Annotated in this window: 14 protein-coding genes and 1 pseudogene; 1 reads left to right on the top strand and 14 read right to left on the bottom strand. The window is 38.0% G+C overall.

Annotated elements, in window-relative coordinates; all coding sequences use genetic code 11:
- Position 1 precedes the first annotated feature (1 nt).
- From hypD to B1A77_RS06360, 13 genes and pseudogenes are all read right to left on the bottom strand, one after another.
- A complete protein-coding gene (hypD, locus tag B1A77_RS06420; protein WP_077708297.1) occupies positions 2–1,120 on the bottom strand; it encodes a hydrogenase formation protein HypD in 1,119 nt (372 codons plus the stop codon).
- Entirely contained in the window at positions 1,080–1,331 is a 252-nt protein-coding gene (locus B1A77_RS06415) for a HypC/HybG/HupF family hydrogenase formation chaperone (protein ID WP_004693324.1), read from the bottom strand. Before B1A77_RS06415 ends, hypD begins: the two co-directional genes overlap by 41 nt.
- A 233-nt stretch (positions 1,332–1,564) precedes the next feature.
- Positions 1,565–3,843, bottom strand: a pseudogene (hypF, locus tag B1A77_RS06410) (carbamoyltransferase HypF).
- 35 nt (positions 3,844–3,878) lie between these two features.
- Positions 3,879–5,288, bottom strand: a complete 1,410-nt coding sequence (gene scfB / locus B1A77_RS06405) for a thioether cross-link-forming SCIFF peptide maturase (protein ID WP_004693319.1) — start codon at positions 5,286–5,288, stop codon at positions 3,879–3,881.
- 166 nt (positions 5,289–5,454) lie between these two features.
- Positions 5,455–5,598 carry a six-cysteine ranthipeptide SCIFF gene (gene scfA / locus B1A77_RS06400; RefSeq protein ID WP_004693318.1) on the bottom strand — a complete coding sequence of 48 codons (144 nt, stop codon included), beginning with the start codon at positions 5,596–5,598 and terminating at the stop codon, positions 5,455–5,457.
- Between the two features lie 100 nt (positions 5,599–5,698).
- Positions 5,699–6,460, bottom strand: coding sequence for an ECF transporter S component (locus tag B1A77_RS06395; protein ID WP_004697341.1), 762 nt, complete (start codon positions 6,458–6,460; stop codon positions 5,699–5,701).
- Between the two features lie 49 nt (positions 6,461–6,509).
- On the bottom strand, positions 6,510–7,352 hold the full coding sequence (locus B1A77_RS06390) for a hypothetical protein (protein ID WP_004697021.1): 843 nt from the start codon (positions 7,350–7,352) through the stop codon (positions 6,510–6,512).
- Positions 7,345–7,749 carry a hypothetical protein gene (locus B1A77_RS06385; RefSeq protein ID WP_004697236.1) on the bottom strand — a complete coding sequence of 135 codons (405 nt, stop codon included), beginning with the start codon at positions 7,747–7,749 and terminating at the stop codon, positions 7,345–7,347. Before B1A77_RS06385 ends, B1A77_RS06390 begins: the two co-directional genes overlap by 8 nt.
- Positions 7,750–7,864: 115 nt before the next feature.
- Positions 7,865–10,003, bottom strand: coding sequence for a heavy metal translocating P-type ATPase (locus B1A77_RS06380; RefSeq protein WP_004697375.1), 2,139 nt, complete (start codon positions 10,001–10,003; stop codon positions 7,865–7,867).
- Positions 10,004–10,019: 16 nt separating this feature from the next.
- The gene (locus tag B1A77_RS06375; protein ID WP_004697111.1) at positions 10,020–10,280 is read right to left on the bottom strand and encodes a DUF6110 family protein; all 261 of its coding nucleotides are present in this window, start codon (positions 10,278–10,280) and stop codon (positions 10,020–10,022) included.
- Positions 10,281–10,384: 104 nt separating this feature from the next.
- Positions 10,385–10,591 (bottom strand): FeoB-associated Cys-rich membrane protein, encoded by a 207-nt coding sequence (locus tag B1A77_RS06370; protein WP_004697259.1) that lies wholly within the window; start codon positions 10,589–10,591, stop codon positions 10,385–10,387.
- Between the two features lie 231 nt (positions 10,592–10,822).
- Positions 10,823–13,195 (bottom strand): ferrous iron transport protein B, encoded by a 2,373-nt coding sequence (feoB, locus tag B1A77_RS06365; protein ID WP_004696974.1) that lies wholly within the window; start codon positions 13,193–13,195, stop codon positions 10,823–10,825.
- A 9-nt stretch (positions 13,196–13,204) separates the two neighbouring features.
- Positions 13,205–13,438 carry a FeoA family protein gene (locus B1A77_RS06360; protein WP_004697076.1) on the bottom strand — a complete coding sequence of 78 codons (234 nt, stop codon included), beginning with the start codon at positions 13,436–13,438 and terminating at the stop codon, positions 13,205–13,207.
- Positions 13,439–13,975: 537 nt separating this feature from the next.
- Between B1A77_RS06360 and B1A77_RS06355 the strand changes: the two genes are divergently transcribed.
- The gene (locus tag B1A77_RS06355) at positions 13,976–15,274 is read left to right on the top strand and encodes a DEAD/DEAH box helicase (protein ID WP_004697119.1); all 1,299 of its coding nucleotides are present in this window, start codon (positions 13,976–13,978) and stop codon (positions 15,272–15,274) included.
- Between the two features lie 212 nt (positions 15,275–15,486).
- On the opposite strand, the gene B1A77_RS06350 is transcribed toward B1A77_RS06355, so the two are convergent.
- Complete coding sequence (locus B1A77_RS06350; RefSeq protein ID WP_004697350.1) at positions 15,487–17,796, bottom strand: DNA topoisomerase 3; 2,310 nt, start codon at positions 17,794–17,796, stop codon at positions 15,487–15,489.
- Positions 17,797–17,945 lie beyond the last annotated feature (149 nt).

The raw sequence follows: 17,945 nt of genomic DNA, 5'->3' as shown, positions 1-17,945 counted from the left end.
ATTAATCCTCCCACGTCGATCCACCACTAGAATAACCATATTTATACCATGCAGCACAGCTACCCTCTACAGATACCATACAGGCACCCACCGGATGATCTGCGGTACAGCTTTTACCAAATAACGGACATTCACTCGGTTTAATAAGGCCTTGCAAAACACGTCCACATTGACAGCCTTTAGGATCAAGAGATGGTTTATCCAAGTTAATAGGAAGGACAAGCTCTACATCATAAGCTGCATACTCACCCTTTAATGCTAAACCAGAGTTAGGAATCACACCAATACCACGCCATACATCATCGCATACTTCATATACTTCCTCGATCATAGCTTGGGCTACAGGGTTTCCCTTCTGCATAACTACAGAATGATACGTATTGCCCACCACAATATTACCAGACTCACGTTGCTCTAAAATATTAGCTATGGCAGACAATATTTCTAAGCCATCAAAGCCAGCGATACAAGATGGAATACCGTATTCTTTGGGCAAAAATCGGTATGGTTCTTCACCAATAATAACACTCACATGGCCAGGTAAAATAAATCCATCGATATGACCTTCTTGTTTATCTAATAGTGCACGCAATGCTGGAGGCACTAATTTATGAGATACTAAAAAGAATACATTCTTAAGTCCTGCTGCGTGAACGGCTTTCACAGTAGCACATATAATCGCAATAGTCGTTTCAAAGCCAATAGCTAAGAATACTATTTTCTTTTCTGAATATTTTTTGCTAAGTTCTATTACCTCTAAAGGCGTATAAATAACATGGATATGAGCTCCTTTTGTTTGAGCTTCATTGAGACTACTATAGCTACCTGGAACCTTTAACATATCCCCAAAGGTAGCAATAATAACATCCTCACGTTCTGCATAGGCTAAAGCCTTATCCATATAGGTTTGATCAGTTACACATACTGGACATCCTGGTCCACTAACAAGTTCTATGCCACTTGGCAATAATTGACGAAGACCTTCTCGGAAAATCGATACTGTATGCGTACCACAAACCTCCATAAGCCGCACAGTTTCACCGGGCTTATGAAGCGCATTGATGCGCCTTAACAAAGCATCAGCTGTGTGCTGCTTTTCCTGCAAAGTAAGCTTCTTCAAGTTCTTCTAACTCCTTAAAGGCCTCTAATGTTTTTTGAGCCTCTTCTTCATCAACAATTTGTACAGCAAAACCTGCATGAACTAACAACCAGTCCCCGACCTTTGCATCTGGTACGAGGAGCAAGCTGCAGTCACGGGTAGCACCTGTCAATTCAACGGTACCAATAGCATCATTCACAGCAATCAATTGCGCTGGTACAGCTAAGCACATATTATCTCCTTATCTATATCATTTATAACAAGTTTTATATACATTTACTTCAATAAAACAGCTCCGAAATATATGAATAAAATTAATATTATTGTATCACAGTTACACTCATTATTTAGTGATAGTGTGCACAAACAACTAGAACTTAAACTAGCTATGGCACTCACATAGATTAAACAATATTCAGGACATTACTAAATAAATTTATCTAAGAATAAGAGCTATATGACAATTTATAATTGATTTCCTAACCACAGTTGTCCTAAAGCAAGTCCACCATCATTAGAGGGAACCGCTTCATTCATATATAAATTACCTATATGCCACGTCTTATATATAAATTCTAATAGTTTACGATTTTGAAATACACCACCAGACATAGCCACATCACTAATATTATATCGCTCCATCAAGTCTGCAGCCGTTTCGCATAGTGCGATTGCCATTGTTTTATGAAATGAAGCGGCTAAATGAGCTCGACATTCACCACGAACAACGCCATCCATAATAGATTGAACTGTAGGTGTAAAATCAAGAATATGTCCGTCATAATTGTAAGCAAGTAGTGATCCTTTTTCATCACCACATAGAGTTTCTAAGGAAATGGCAATTTGTGCATCATAACTATGGACCATACCAAGACCTAATAAAGCACCTACAGTATCAAATAATCGCCCACAGCTTGTAGCTTGAATCATGGGCATCGTAGATTGTAATGCTTTATCTAAAATTTCCCATCCCTTTGGAAGTTCTTTCATCCACTCTTTATATACAAAAGGGATATCATCGCCATAATAATTACGAATATACCATAAGGCTTGTCGCCAGGGTTCAGAAACAGCCTTTTCTCCACCAGGCAATGGAGCCGCATGAATATGTGCCAATCTCTGATATTGATTGCCTTTACAAAGGAGAAATTCCCCCCCCATATAGTCCCATCTGGTCCATAGCCAGTACCATCCATAGCAATTCCTAGTACCAGCCCCCTTAAATTGTGTTCTGCCATAACAGACGCTATATGAGCATGATGATGCTGAACAGGTATAACAGAAAGATGGAAACTTTCACCTATTCTTTCACCTAACCGAGAAGAGAAAAACTGGGGATGACTATCTATAATAATCTTTTCTGGTTGTATAGAAAATAAATTTTTATATCGCTCAATGGTCCATTCTAAGGTTTTATGAGTAGATGCATTCTCTAAATCTCCAATATGGGGTCCTACAAGAGCTTCACTACCTTTATTCACAGCAAACGCATTTTTCAAATCACTGCCCATAGCTAATATCGAAGTTTGTTCTAAACAGTCACAATGAATTGGCTCAGGTACATAGCCACGACTGCGACGAATAAATCGAGGTTTATTATTGATGACCACCACCACAGAATCATCAAGAGGAGCATAGATTTCACGATTATGAACGAGGAAATAGTCTGCTACCTCACCTAGTTCATTAAACGCTTGGTCGTCATTATATAATACGGAATCACCACTTCTGTTACCACTGGTCATAACCCAGGCTGCATCAGAGGGCAATAACACCTCATGCATTGGTGAATAAGGCAACATCACACCCAACATATGATTGTCAGGTGCAACGTGAGGACTTAACCGAACAGAACTATTATGATTTCTTTCTAATAACACAATAGGACGTTCCATCCCCGTTAATACATCTAGTTCTACATCGTTAATATGTACTAACTCAATCGCCATATCTAGAGATCCCACCATTATTGCTAATGGTTTATGCGGTCTATTCTTCCGCTTACGTAATCGTTGTACAGCAGCGTCATTTCTAGCATCGCAAACAAGATGATACCCTCCTACACCTTTTATGGCGATAATATTACCTTCATTGATCAATTCCCGCGTAGTATTCCATACATTTACCGTATCTACAGCCGTGCGATTTGGCTTGTATAAAGTATACCAAGGCCCACAATAAGTGCATGCATTTGGTTCAGCTCTATAACGACGCCCCTCTATATCTTCATATTCAGCCTTACAATCTTCACACATGGGGAACTCATTCATCGTCGTCCGTTCTCGATCATAGGGCAAAGATTTGATTATCGTATACCTTGGTCCGCAATTTGTACAATTGATGAAAGGATATTCCTTTCTACGTTTATCTTGTTGTAACTCTTTAAGGCAATCATTACAAGGCGCAGTATCAGCACTAATAAAGGTACTCACGGATTCACCTAAAGGGGATGCCTGCACAACAAAATCACTTTCATGCATATTAAGTGTAAGATGCTGTACAGTTTGACTAGTAATGCGACATAAACGAGGTTGCTCCTCTTGAACAGCATCTAAGAATAACTGCAATTCACCTAGAAAACCTTGAATTTCAACATACACACCTTGACTATCATTATATACAAAACCTGTTAATCCTAGGGAATGGGCCAACATAGAAACAAGGGGCCGGAATCCGACCCCTTGAACTATACCGGTATAGCGAATTCCCCAGCGTTCTGTAGTTTGATTACTATTTTGTTTCATATAAACTCCTACTATACTCGGAGAATCAAGTGTAATTAACCTAATGCAACAGGAATACTTCCATCAATACCAGCTTGTTCTAATTCGGCTTGAATCATAATAGCACATTCGATGCGTTTCTTCTGTAAACGACAACCAAATTCATAAGGTGTTTCTAGATCGCCACCCAATGTAATGTTGTTAGCATGACAACCACCGGAACAGAAGAATTTCGCCCAACATTCAGCACAAGTTGGTTTGGAGAATACATGTGTATTGCGGAAATCTTTAGGAATTTCTGTATTTTGTAAACCATCATACACATTACCAAGCACATATCCATCTTTACCTACAAATTGGTGACATGGGTAAATATCGCCATTAGGTACGACTGCCATATATTCATGACCTGCCCCACAACCGCGAAGGCGTTTCGCCATACATGGCCCACGATATAAATCCATGCGGAAGTGGAAGAAGTTAAACTTCTCACCCCAGCCTTCTAACTGGCGTTGTAAATAAATATCTGCTAATTTTTCATATTCTTTCTCTAAAGCTGGCCAATCTTCTTCACGAAGCACATAGTCCCCTTCTTCACCGACAACAGGCTCCATGGACAAATGCTCAAAGCCAAGATCAGACATTGCCATAACGTCTTTAGTAAAGTCTAAGTTTTTATGAGTATATGTACCACGTACATAATATTCAAGACCGTGACGTTGTTTTACTGCGTTGATAAGATTTTTAGCAATATATTTATAAGACTCTGCACCACTACCTGCTACTGGACGCATTGCATTATGTACGGATTCACGACCATCCAAAGACAAAACTAAACTCATCTTGTGTTTGTTTACATAGTCGATTTTATCTTGTGTTAAAAGCATACCATTCGTAGTCAACGTAAGCTTAAATATCTTATTGTGCTTTTCTTGAATGGATTCAATGTATTCAACCGTTTGCTTAACAACATCCCAGTTCAACAATGGCTCACCACCGAAAAAGTCAATTTCACAATGTTGGCGAGGTCCACTCATTTTAATAAGAAAGTCCACAGCTCGTTTTGCTACATCAAAGCTCATCAATTCTCGTTTAACACCGCCGTAATCACCTTGACTAGCAAAGCAATATTTGCATGCTAAGTTACAATCATGAGCAATATTTAAGCATAATGCCTTAACAATAGGTTTCTCACCTACTACAAGTTTAAACTCTTTACTCATCGGTGCAAATAATTGCTCCGCTTTGATGAGCTCATCTAACTCGTCCATAATCTCATCTAGTTCTACTGCATCTTCTTTAGCATCTAACGCAGCATGTACAGCATCGCGATTAGTGCCATCATATATGTCAAGAACTCTATCGATGAGTTCGTCGATAACATGGATAATACCGCTATTTACGTCTAAGCAGTAATAGTTATCCTTCATCCGAAACTTATGGATCATTGGTTTTAATTCTAACATGGTACCTCCAATTGATTTGTATGGTAAAAGCTCTAGTATATAGAACTTTCTAGATAATTGTACCACATTTCCACACTAAACGTTATAAAAAGAGTCATAAAGATATACTATACAATGTATGTCTTTAAAACATAAATAAAAAAGGCCCGCTAAGCGAGCCTCTTCATTATTTTTGTTTGCAAACTTGGTTACCAACTGTGCAGCTTGTTTTACAAGCGGATTGGCAAGATGTTTGACATTCCCCACAACCGCCAGTTTTAGCAGTTTTTTGTAAGGATTCAGTGTTGATAGTACGAATACGTTTAGCCATGATTATCCTCCTCAATACTTATCGAATGATATTTATTTTATCATATTTATAAAAAGCCTGTAAAATACTATTTCGTTATATTTTCGTCTACAACTTCAGCTTATTTGGTTTCTACCACTTCAGTTTCTCCTAATTGATGGTCTGTAACTTTTGCGTCTCGCATAGCTTCACCTTTAGTTTTCTTAGGAGCATCCTTACGCAATACTTTTCGTAAAGCCATTGCCACTGGTGTTACAATTACAGCAGCAAAAACTGCTTCTGGAATACCATGTGTAACAGACAAGAATACAATAGAGCCTAATACTTGATCTGGACTAAGATTCATTTTAAGAGCAAACATATCTGCATAGAGTAAGAAGATTAATCCCATAACCATGATCGTATGAAATACAGTCCCCATAAAAGCAGAAACAATAATACGCGGACCTTGCGGTGCTTTCCACAATAATAGATATACCAAATATGCTAATACTGGGAAAAGTATACGCGGTAATACGGAAATGATTGGATTAATAAATAGTGGGGATAAAATATTAGGAGCTGTAATATTTTGCCACAAACTATAGCAACCAAAGATAAAGCCAACAAAGGCCCCCACTTTTGGTCCTTCTACAATAGCACCAATTAGAGTTGGTACATGTAAAGTTGTTACATTTAGCGGTCCTAATGGAATAATACCATAACCAGAAAGCCCTAATGCAATAGTGATACCTGCTAGTAGACCAATAATTGTCAATTCTCGAATCGTAATGCCACTTTTCTTCTCTTTTTTGGCCTCTTTACGTTCAACTTGCTTCAGTTTTTCATTGTCGTGGATTGATACAGTTGAGTTATCATCCACTGGACGTTCAATGTTGTTCATAGATCCTCCTTCGTTCTCATTCCTTACGGATATAAGTCGAAACTAGAAATTAAATACGTTCACGGCGTCGTGAAATTATACCACGTTCTACCAATGCGCCTATAATCACCGCTATACCTGTCATACCAGCTTCTAATAAAGTGGGAGTAACAAACACGAGCGGATTACCTTGATACGTTGGGAAAACGGTGGGAACTAAAGATACAATAAATTCTGGAATATAACCACCGTATAAAATATGGGCATTCATAGCAAGCCATAAAGCAGCGGTTAAAACAATGCGAAATAATCGTATACCTCTATATGCTATATCTCTTGGATATAAATAAAATACAAATACCAACAAAGAAACTAGTAATAATACAAGTTCAGCAAATAATATATTCACATTCATTGATGATGCATACATGAAGTATACCATCGGATCCTGTAAATCAATATACAAAAGCGAACCAATGTATAAAAATGGGATTGGTATAGTATACCCGATTATATCAAGGGCTTCATCTACCATGCCCCATCGATGTTTTCGATCAAAAAACTTAGTTGCTAACAGACCACAAAGTTCAATGAGCACTTGAACGATAAAATACACCACGAATAGAAGCAATGCTGTTACAATTCCATTCTCTGTTGTAAAGCTAAATGGCGTATGAAGAAATGAAAATACTGTCCACCAAGCCCAACTATATGCATGATAGCCCATACTCAATGGTAGGTCGTCGTTAAATTTAGCATTCTTAAGTCTACGCACCATGAGTGGTATTACAAGAGACAATACAGGGAATACTAATATAGGTAACGCTAATGCTCCACTCAAGGAAAGAACTGTTGTTACAGCACTTACAAATAAAGCGCAAACAACGGTAAATAACCAGAAACTCTTATTCATTACGGCCTCCCACTAAGCGAGTAAGACCATACGCTAGAATCAAGCTAATAGTGACACCGATATACATAGCTACTAAGAAAGCTACATCTCGGCCTGCTGTAGGCCAGCCCCATAACATCGATAAATCTACACCGAGAAAAATACCTTTATAGCTAATGCCGTGGATTATAATCCAACTTACAACATAAGCAATACGGCTAATCGATTTACCATCTCCAAAGGTACTACTTTTAAATGATAAATATGCCCAAGGCATAATTAGGGATAAAAGCAAATACCATACAAGTGCTACCATCGCACTCGATCCATTATGAATCATATACGCAATAATAGGAATGACTACAATAAATAGATTCAAGTAGATGGATCTTTTACAAATATCCATTAATGTGTTCATAAAGATCTCCTATGATATGTAATCTCTTTGTATTTTACAATAATCATAGATAAATGTCATCAAAAAAGAAAAACCTCCATATAGGTAAATGAATACCTTATATGGAGGTTTCTAATTAAGCTACTACAGAGTCAGCTGTTACATCAATTGTAGGAACAGCGTCCTTTGGTTCTTCTTTTTTCAACAATGGAGTCATGCTTTCTAAGCCGATACCCAATGTGAATAGATTATGCAACCATGCTGTTTGGCTTGGCGGCATAATACCGAGTACGCCACCACCTACAAGAGCACCGTTGAAACCAACGATACCATTGTAATTAGCTTTGATACGTTTCATCAATGCCATAGAAATGCGGCGTAAATCTACAAGAGCTTGTAGATGATCGGAAGAAATAGTAACATTTGCAATTTTTTGAGCGATTGGTGCGCCTTCATTCATAGCGATACCAACATGTGCTTCAGAAATTGCTGGGGAATCGTTAATACCATCCCCTACCATCATAACAGTATAGCCTTCAGCTTTTGCTTGTTTTACATAAGCTGCTTTATCTTCTGGCAATACTTCAGCATGCAATTCATCGATGCCGAGTTCGTCAGCTACACGTTGTGCATTACGTTTGGAGTCGCCAGTCATCATGACAACCTTTTTAATACCCAATGTGTGTAAATCAGCTATAACTTGTTTTGCTTCCTCACGAACAGGGTCTTTAATACAAATAACCGCTGCTAGTGTACCTCCAATAGCGAGGTAAATATGTGAAGATGAATTTGGTAAATTGTTGAATTTTTCTTGTTCATCTGCAGGAATTTTTGTCTTTTCATCATCAAAGATGTAGTGAGCACTACCAATGCGTACACGGTAGCGACCAACTTTAGATGCAATACCATGAGCTACAACGTATTCTACGTCGGAGTGCATTTCCTTGTGAGGCAAGTCATGATCCTTAGCAGCGCGTACAATTGCTTTTGCCATGGAGTGAGGGAAATGTTCCTCAATACATGCAGCTAATTTCAACATTTCATCTGCATCATGACCGTTGAACGGGATGATTTGTTCAAACTCAGGTTCTGCTTTTGTAAGAGTACCAGTTTTATCGAACACAATCATATCTGCTTGTGCAATTTGTTCTAAGAACTTACCACCTTTAACAGTGATACCGCGTTTAGATGCTTCTTGCATAGCGGAAAGTACTGCTAATGGAATGGATAATTTTAGAGCACAAGAGAAGTCAACCATAACGAAAGACAATGCTTTCATTACATTTCGAGTCAACAAATATGTTAAACCAGCACCAATAAAGCTAATTGGAACTAATTTATCTGCCATGCGGTATGCTTGTTGTTCCATACCGGATTTCATTTGTTCAGACTCTTCAATGAGGTTAACGATTTTTTCGTAACGAGATGTTTTGGATGTACTACGTACTTCTACAATAGCTTTACCGTCTTCAACAACAGTACCTGCATATACAGAACTGTCTTGATCGCGACGAACCGCTTCTGGTTCACCAGTCATGGAGCTTTCATTAACAAGAACAACACCATCGATAACGACGCCATCCAAAGGAATCACTTCGCCTTGGCGAATAATAATTTGATCACCTGCCACAACTTCGTTAACTGGCTTGCTCACTTCAATGTCATCAACTAAAACCCATACTTTATCTACGTTCAAGGACATGCTTTGAGCGAGATTTAATACAGATTTACGGTGAGTCCATTCTTCTAAGATATCACCAATACCTAATAGGTACATAACAGCGCCAGCTGTAGGGTAATCCTTTTGAAGTAATGCAGCACCAATAGCTACACCATCAAGTACTTCGACAGTTAACTTACGTTGCCACAATGTTTTAATAGCCTTACCAATAAATTTAATACCATCAAACCAAGCCCATGCAGCTGCAATAGGCGCAGGAAGCACTGCTTTTTTACCTAAGTAAAGTGCAGTACGGTTGATCATCATTTCACGGTATTTTTTATTTACCAAGCGAGGAGAATATTCGTTTAAAGCAGGAGCTTCAGACAAATCTAAATCGCGTAGACCTAGCACTGCATCACGCACAGCATCAACATCGCCAGTATGTTTAATGGCGATTTGACTGCTACGAGTGTAGAAGGTTACATCTACAATTGCATCATTAAGGAGTAATGTATCCTCTACATAAGCTGCTTCAGCCTCTGTAAAGTGATGACCAGTTACCTTAACATGCAAGCGATTTCTGAGTTTTTTTACTACAGAAAATTGTAACATATGTGCAATCCTCTAATTATTTGTTTTCTTCAAAGATTTCTTCGTTGCGTGCTTCGTTGATTTCTTGAGCTTCTGCCAATACATCAGATGCGGATGCTTGTACTTTTTCAGCTGTTTCTAATACAGTTTCTTTAGCGCGAAGACCAGCTGCTACGATACCAGCATATACTTTTTTAGCATCTTTAGAAGTTAATACTTTAAGACCTACAGTACCCAATGCAAGACCTGCTGCGAATAAGTTAGCGTTTTTAAGATTTTTTTGATCGATGTTGAACATGATAATATTCCTTTCTACTAAATATGATAAAAAATTTAATTACTATATTTGAAAAGAGGAGCCATTATAGAGACCCCTCATTCAAATTCAGAATTCGTATTAGCTTACTTAGCAGTACGTTTAATGCCTAGTGCTTTATTGGAACCATCACAGCTGCAGTTACCACCGCAACCAGAAGATTTTTTAGAGCCAGACTTGGAGCTACCGCCACCACAGCCGCAGCCACCTTTACCAGACATTTGTTTGTAAAATTTATTACCGATATAAGCTAATGCTAATACAACTATGAGTCCTATAACAAGATTATCCATTATTATGCCTCTTTCTCAATATCTACTAAATTATAATATGTGTATTAGTGATAAACAAGATAAAAGCAATATCTAAAGGATATTTCCCTTTTCTCATTATCATTTAACCACGAATATTGATAATTATCAAGTATTATTTTTAAATTACTTATAACAAAATCGCAATTTTTAAATTCATTTTTGTTTAAAGAATCTAAAAGTGGCTAAACTCTCCTATTTAGCGATTTTAGATTAGAAACCTAATGCGCGACCTATGTTATAGAAGATGAAACATGCAATCCATGCAAATGTATTTTCATAGCAGAACATGAATGCAACCCATTTCCAAGAACCTGTTTCACGTTTGATAACAGCTAATGTTGCCAAACAAGGTGGGTAAATTAATACGAACAACATCATTGTTAATGCAATCAATGGTGAGAAGTTTGGATCATTTTGTAAGTAATCAGTCAATGGAGCTGGATTTTTATCATCACCACCTACTGCATATACTGTACCCAATGTAGAAATTACTACCTCTTTAGCCGCTAAACCAGCTACGAGAGATAAGCCCATTTTCCAGTCGAAGCCCAATGGTTCAAGTACTGGGTTGATTGCTTTACCAAAGGATGCTGCATAGGATTGTTCAATTTTTTCAGCAGCTTGTTCTTTATCAAGTTTGTCATTTTCAGCATCTAAGTTAGCACTGTTTTTATACATTGCCCATGCTGCTGGGAACAAGTCTTTATTTTCATCTTTAATATCATTGAATAATTCAGGTGCTTCAGAATCATCCTCTACTGCTACTTCAGGTTCATCTTCTCCTGCTTGCTTAGCAGCATCAGTAGCATCTTGTACAGTAGATTTCATATCTTCAACAATTTTATCAACTGCATCTTTTTGGTCATCTGTAGCAATACCGAATTGAGATAATGTAGCTGCATCTTTTACTTCATACTCTTGAGCAACTTGTTCTTTCACTGCATCATAATCTTTGGAGTATTCTACATCCATTGGATATGCAGTGATGAACCAAATCAAGATGGAAGCAGCCATAATGAAAGTACCGGCTTTAATGATGTACAATTTAGCACGTTCATACATGTGCATCCATGTAGCTTTCAATGTAGGCAAATGATATGGAGGTAATTCCATTACAAATGGTTCTGCTTCACCAGCAAATAAGAACTTACGGAAAATTTTTGCAAAGATAATACCGAAGATGATACCCAAGAAGTATACAGAGAATACAACTAAAGTACTATCCCAACCATTTGGGAAGAACGCATTTGCAAATAAGATATACACTGGCAAACGTGCAGAACAACTCATGAATGGTGTAATCAAAATCGTAACCATTCGATCCTTGTAGTTGTCGAGGATACGGGCACCCATTACGGATGGTACGGAACAACCGAAACCCAATAATAAAGGAATAAAGGATTTACCATGTAAGCCACATGCGCGCATTACACGGTCAATAACGAAGGCTGCACGAGCCATATAACCTGTATCTTCCAAGAAAGAAATGCCAAGGAAGAGTAATAAAATTAATGGTAAGAATGAAAGTACCGCACCTACGCCGGCAATAATACCATCAGATACGAGTGACTGTAATTGGCCCTCTGGAATAGTCTGAACCGCATAAGCTTGTAATGCAGCGAAACCATCCTCGATCCAACCTTGAGGAATACCACCAACGAAGTTAACGAACGCAAACAATAAGTACATAACAACCATGAAGATTGGTAAGCCCCAAATTCGATGCGTTAAGATTTTGTCATAACGGTCAGAGCGTGTTTCCAATTGAGTTGGCGCTTGTGTTAAACATGTATTATATACTTCTACTGCAAAGCGGTGACGATATTCTTGGAAGACAATATCAAGATCAACTTGATCCTTAATTTCTTCACGAATAGCTTCAGCCTTTTGAATAACAGCTTCCGTATTATCAAAGCGCATAACTTTGCCAATAACGTCAGCATCTTTTTCTAACAACTTAACAGCAATCCAACGAAGTGGATATGTAACAGTGCCCGCTTGTTTTAGCAATTCTACAAGCTCACTAATTTTACCTTCTAACAAATCACCATAGTTAATTGTTACACCAGGAGCTTTTTGAGAAGCAGCTACACTAATTGTTGCTTCTAACAAGTCTTTTGTACCAATGTTTGTACGACCTACTGTGCTAACAATTGTAGCCCCTGTCATTTCTGCCATTTTTTTTAGGTCGTATTTGATGCCCATTTCTTCAGCAACGTCAGCCATGTTTAGAGCAATAACCATTGGCTTTTCAAGTTCCAATAATTGTGCAGCTAAATATAAGTTACGTTCCAAGTTAGATGCATCAAGAACATTAACAATAACATCTGGGTTATCATTTACGATAACATTACGCGCTACTAACTCATCCAAGGAACGTGCAGTTAAGCTATATGTACCTGGTAAGTCAATAAACAATAACTCATGGCCATCAAAGTTCGTATGGCCTTCCTTTTTTTCTACTGTAACGCCGGCATAGTTACCAACGTGTTGCTTCGCCCCTGTGATATTGTTAAACATTGTAGTTTTACCACAGTTAGGGTTACCTGCTAAGGCAATGCGAATTTGCCCATTCTCTGCCATGTGAACCTCCTATTGAACCTCTACATCAATCATGCCAGCTTCGCTTGTACGAAGTGCTAATTCAAAGTTTTTTACTTTGATTTCCACCGGATCCCCCAAAGGGGCAAACTTCATAACATGGATTTTTGTACCATTTACAAGACCCATGTCAATTAGACGATGCTTAACATTGCCACTGCCATGTAGTGCAACAATAAGACCAGACTCACCTGGTTTCATGTCTTTTAACTTTTTGATAGCCATACGACACCTCCTAATTATTGTACCTAACAACCTCATATTAAACACACCAAATAATAATGCGTATTAATATCTTAAATTATTATATCAAATCAAGCATTAATTTCAACAATTATTATCATTTTTATGGTTATTTTTTATCTCATATCTATATTTTATTATCATATTTAATATGAGATTATCTATATAATTATCTAATAAAATACTGAATACTAGCTGAAATTTAATATTTTATAGCTATATATTTAGATACTGTAATCAATAAACTCTATTAAGATTATCATTTACAAATACTCTCACATTCTCAATTAATAGTTTATAAACAGTTTAAATGTAGCTATTTTAATATTTTCATTTCTCATTTTACTTAGTTATATCAGTATTTTTCCATATATTATCAAAAAAATATACCCAAAATACTATAATATTTATTGAGCCTAGAGTATGTTAAGACTATACATCTTCCAAGTTCAATTCATTTGCCCCTAATATGTGCATACGTTATAATTAATATAATATGTATTATAGAAAGGACGATTCATGAAATCTTTTAAATCTTTAGGTGTTTGTGATGAACTTATCCAAGCCCTACAAAAACAAGGTATAAAGGAGCCTACGCCAATTCAAGAACAATCCATTCCTGTCGTCTTTAAAGGGAATGATGTCATAGCCAAAGCTCAAACCGGCACGGGGAAAACACTAGCATTCTTACTGCCAATTCTACAACGTGTACATACTGATGTTCATCAAGAACAAGTGCTTATCATTGCGCCTACACGAGAACTAATTAAACAAATTTCCGATGAAGCGAAGGAAATAGGTTCTATTTTAAATGTAGATATCCTCCCTCTTATCGGCGGCAAAACAATCGAGGCACAGTTACAACAGTTAGGCCGCCGACCTCAAGTCATCTTAGGTACACCTGGTCGTCTATTGGATCATGCAAAGCGCGGTTCTCTCCATCTAGACTGTATTCGTCGTGTTGTACTAGATGAAGCAGACCAAATGCTTCACATGGGCTTCTTACCAGATATCGAAAATCTCATCGGCCAAACAGATGCCAATAGACAACTATTACTATTCTCCGCTACAATTCCAGATAAAATCCGAAATCTCGCAAAGGCATATATGTCTAAACCCGTTTCAGTAACGGCAGAAGGAAAACACATCACTCTCGAATCAATTGATCAACGAGTGTATATGATGAATCCTGAAGAAAAAACACAACGGCTCATCAAAATGATTGAAGATGATAATCCGTTTTTAGCTATAGTTTTCTGTAATAAACGGGAAGGTGCCATTCGTTTATCCTACGAATTAACTGCAGCGGGGCTCAATATAGCAGAAATGCACGGTGACTTGACACAAGGTCGTCGCACACAAATTCTGCGAGACTTTGCAAAAGCTAAAACACAAATCTTAGTGGCTACCGATATTGCGGCTCGCGGTATCGACATCGAAGGTATCACACATGTATATAATTACGACGTACCTCGCGATGTAGATTACTACATCCACCGCATTGGCCGTACAGGTCGTGCTGGTAACTCTGGCGTGGCTGTAACCTTTGCGACACCACAAGACGAATCATGGTTACGACGCATCGAACGAGCTATCCAAGCTACACTTACAAAATATACTAAGGATGGTCAGATCAAAACTAAGGGCAATGCTAGCACTGCTCCAAAACGCACAAAATTAGCTAGTAAACCTAAGATTACAAGCACTTACCAATCCACTAAGGCTAAAGCTCACAAAGCACGAGGCCATAAAGGCTCCAATACACGCCAACGCCGTGCTTCTACCTCCCAAACTGGTCGTCGTGGCAAACGCAGATAAAATTCAGCTTAATATCCTAAACTAAATGAAGCAATTTTTCTTCTACAAGAACAGTTTCAAAAAAAGACGCGCACAGCTAAGCTGTACGCGTCTTTTTATTATCACTGTAAAAATAGTTGTTTCTTGGTAATCTTAGATAACTAAAAACTTTACAATAATCTATATTCGATTATATATATTTACCGATAATAAGTTACCTTTTATTGGTTACTTTATTTGTTGGCATAAATGCTCGGTACCCCATCTACATCAGAACATTGGGTCTTACATTGAGATCGATTGCTACAAATCCAGTTTGTTCGACCTCTCACCTCTTGTTTCACAAAGTAACCTACGTTACATCTAGGGCATTTATATTGTTTATCTTCATCAGATACTTCAATATTACCTTCAACACTAGAAGTATCCCCTTCTACTGGCTGAGTATGTTTACACGTAGGATAATTCGTGCACCCTAAAAAGGCACCAAATTTACCATTCCGCTGTTGCAAACGTCCTTTTTTACATTTAGGACATACAGGTAAGGAAGACAAGTCTACGCTTTCACTATCCATAGGGCGCTTACGATTTTGACTCGTTATAGTTCGCACCACATTGGGCATCATTTGATCAGAGCTTACTACTTTATCAAAACCAAGTTTATCAATTAATAATTTTAAAAACTTAATTTGATCCGCTAAGAAGGAATCTAATGTATCCTCTCCTTCGCTCATAAGTGCTAAGCGTTCTTCCCAAACAGCTGTTTCATCAGGATAAAGCAGCTCTTCTGGCAGAGCATCTACTAAGAGATAGCCCGTTTCCGTTGGAGATAAGACTTGCTTCTTCCCTGACGTTTTCATAAAGTCTCGACTGATAAGCTCATCAATAATGTTTGCCCGAGTTGCTTCTGTACCAATACCAGATACAGCCTTTAATTGCTTTTTCAAGTCTTCATTTTTTACGAATTTATGAATTTCCTTCATCGCTTGTAGTAATGTGGACGGCGTAAAACGGGATGGTGGTTTCGTTTGTTTAGACTCTATAGAAGAATCCGTATATAAAACAGTATCGTTCTTTTTAACCGCTGGCAAGTGGTCCGTTTCTTCAATAACCTCTTTTTTAGGGTCTGATTCAGCCCCACGCTCATCGGTTAGATCGGGCTCGTCATTGTCCGTCGTAGATTTAGACTTATGTCGTTTATAAAGCAATTTCCATCCTTCTTCGATAACTACACGACCATTAGCTACAAACTCTTCCTTACTTTGTTCTACTACAATTTTAGTTTGCTCGTAAATATGCTCCCCATAAAATTGCGCAATATAAGCTTGACTGATGAGGAAATAAATATTTCGCTCCTCTTGGGACAAACTATTTATATTGCAAGCCACCGTTGTAGGAATAATAGCATGATGGGCGGTAATTTTCTTTTCATTCCAAGCACGGCTCTTAATAGAACGATCTGCATCGGCAGCCCACTGTGCTAATCTCTCATCACCTGCATTTTGTAGATTGTTGAGGATTGCATTGCGATCATCATATTGATTGGGTGGTAAATATTCACAATCAGAACGTGGATAGGTAGTTAATTTCTTTTCGTATAATTTTTGCGCTGTATCAAGTACAGTCTGTGGATCATAAGAAAAGGCTTTACCTGCCAATACTTGTAAGGATGATAAGGATAAAGGCAATCGTTGTACATCTTTTTTCTTAGACTTTGTAACACCTTTAATAAAACCGTCTGGTCCAGCTTGTAAACATTCTACTAATTCATCAGCAATAGCTTTATTAATGAGTCGTCCATCTGGGTCAAGCCCCTTTTGTTCGTCTGTAGGCTGCCAAGTCGCCCAAAACACCCCATTAGGATGGTTATATAATACCTTTACAGTAAAATAGTCTACTGGTTTAAATGCAGCTAACTCTCGTTCTCTACGTACAACAAGAGCTAACGTTGGCGTCTTTACACGACCAATTGGCAATGTTACCTTATGACCTTTATAACGTTCAGATAATGTATAGGCCCGAGATAAATTCATCCCAATGAGCCAGTCTGCCCGTGCTCTTGCCAATGCAGATTGATATAGATTGTGAAAGTCCTTGTTATCTCTCAAATCATCAAGAGCGGAACGAATGGATTTTTCATCGAGGGCATTTAATAGAATACGCTGTACTGGTTTTGTATTACCTACATAGTACAAAACTTCATCAACTAAGAGTTGCCCTTCCCGATCCGGGTCACCTGCGTTGACGATGACATCAGCTTTGTCGATAAGGTCTTTTACAATCTCAAACTGTTGACGGCTGCTATCTGTGACAAGCAATTTCCACTCAGCTGGCACGATAGGCAAATCTTGAGGACGCCAACGGATATATTTATCATCGTAATCTCCGGGCTCAGCCTGATGCAGTACATGACCTACTACCCAAGTCACCACATCATCCCCTTGGATAAAATAACCATTCCGTTTTTGGATATTCTTATTTTCTGGTAAGCATTTACTGATTTCGCGAGCCATGGATGGCTTTTCTGCAATAAATAACCGCATGGATCCCCTCCTTAACCTGAAGATAACGGCTAACCCCAAGCCGTTCTATGAAATCTCATTATACTACAATTTAGTGGTCATAACTAGAAAAATCATGTATAATTTTTACGATATATAGACTGTGAAAGTAGAGCCTAAAGATTTATCTG

It is taken from the genome of Veillonella parvula (assembly GCF_002005185.1).
GTDB classification, from domain to species: domain Bacteria; phylum Bacillota; class Negativicutes; order Veillonellales; family Veillonellaceae; genus Veillonella; species Veillonella parvula_M.
This window is presented reverse-complemented; position numbering and strand designations above follow the sequence as displayed.

What these genes read in the sequence shown, in the direction of transcription:
- B1A77_RS06415 (WP_004693324.1), bottom strand. Translation starts at nt 1,331, where the DNA reads ATGTGCTTAGCTGTACCAGCGCAATTGATTGCTGTGAATGATGCTATT.
- scfB (WP_004693319.1), bottom strand. Translation starts at nt 5,288, where the DNA reads ATGTTAGAATTAAAACCAATGATCCATAAGTTTCGGATGAAGGATAAC.
- scfA (WP_004693318.1), bottom strand. Translation starts at nt 5,598, where the DNA reads ATGGCTAAACGTATTCGTACTATCAACACTGAATCCTTACAAAAAACT.
- B1A77_RS06395 (WP_004697341.1), bottom strand. Translation starts at nt 6,460, where the DNA reads ATGAACAACATTGAACGTCCAGTGGATGATAACTCAACTGTATCAATC.
- B1A77_RS06390 (WP_004697021.1), bottom strand. Translation starts at nt 7,352, where the DNA reads ATGAATAAGAGTTTCTGGTTATTTACCGTTGTTTGCGCTTTATTTGTA.
- B1A77_RS06385 (WP_004697236.1), bottom strand. Translation starts at nt 7,749, where the DNA reads ATGAACACATTAATGGATATTTGTAAAAGATCCATCTACTTGAATCTA.
- B1A77_RS06380 (WP_004697375.1), bottom strand. Translation starts at nt 10,003, where the DNA reads ATGTTACAATTTTCTGTAGTAAAAAAACTCAGAAATCGCTTGCATGTT.
- B1A77_RS06375 (WP_004697111.1), bottom strand. Translation starts at nt 10,280, where the DNA reads ATGTTCAACATCGATCAAAAAAATCTTAAAAACGCTAACTTATTCGCA.
- B1A77_RS06370 (WP_004697259.1), bottom strand. Translation starts at nt 10,591, where the DNA reads ATGGATAATCTTGTTATAGGACTCATAGTTGTATTAGCATTAGCTTAT.
- feoB (WP_004696974.1), bottom strand. Translation starts at nt 13,195, where the DNA reads ATGGCAGAGAATGGGCAAATTCGCATTGCCTTAGCAGGTAACCCTAAC.
- B1A77_RS06360 (WP_004697076.1), bottom strand. Translation starts at nt 13,438, where the DNA reads ATGGCTATCAAAAAGTTAAAAGACATGAAACCAGGTGAGTCTGGTCTT.
- B1A77_RS06355 (WP_004697119.1), top strand. Translation starts at nt 13,976, where the DNA reads ATGAAATCTTTTAAATCTTTAGGTGTTTGTGATGAACTTATCCAAGCC.
- B1A77_RS06350 (WP_004697350.1), bottom strand. Translation starts at nt 17,796, where the DNA reads ATGCGGTTATTTATTGCAGAAAAGCCATCCATGGCTCGCGAAATCAGT.